Genomic DNA, 572 nt, shown 5'->3' with positions numbered 1-572 from the left:
CGTCGATGATGAGCATGTCCACGGGGCGTCCGGTCATGGCGCCGCCGACGCCAGCGGTGAACACGCCGCCGTCGTGCCCGGCGAGCTGCCACTCGTACTGCGCGGACAGGTCGTCGCGGACGCGGAGGCCGAGGTCGGCGCCGTGGGTGGTGATGTCGTTGCGGATCGCGCGGCCCCAGCGGCGGGCGACGCCGGCTTCGTAGGACGCGATCGCGATGCGCAGGTTCGGGTTCTGCGTGAGGCCCCACAGGGGGAACCGGCGGGACGCGCGCTGGGACTTCCCCTCCTGTGGGGGCATCGAGATGATGACGCGCGCGTCGGGGGTGGTGAACGTCTGGACGAGTGCGGCGTCGATGACGTCGAGCGCGGGCGTCTGCATGGTCCGTGGGTCGAGGAACCGGGCGAGGTCGCCGGGGGTGGCCCAGCGGGGTGGGGGCGGGGGTTCGAACATGCGGGCGGCGTGCTCCCACCACTCCACGGGTGCCGCGGTCACGGTCACGGCCGCGCCTGCCGCACGAGCCGGTCGCGTCCGGCGTCGTCGAGCGCGTCGCGGACGTGCGCGTAGGCCTGCG

1 pseudogene is annotated in these 572 nt (G+C 74.1%); it reads right to left on the bottom strand.

Going from position 1 to position 572, the window contains the following annotated elements:
• A pseudogene (locus tag G3I71_RS45970) lies at positions 1-499 on the bottom strand (hypothetical protein); the annotation flags it as partial.
• Between the last annotated feature and the right edge of the window lie 73 nt (positions 500-572).

The sequence above is a fragment of the Streptomyces sp. SID12501 genome (assembly GCF_010550245.1).
Lineage (GTDB): Bacteria > Actinomycetota > Actinomycetes > Streptomycetales > Streptomycetaceae > Streptomyces.
The sequence above is the reverse complement of the archived record's forward strand: the minus strand, read 5'-3'. Positions and strand labels throughout refer to the sequence as shown.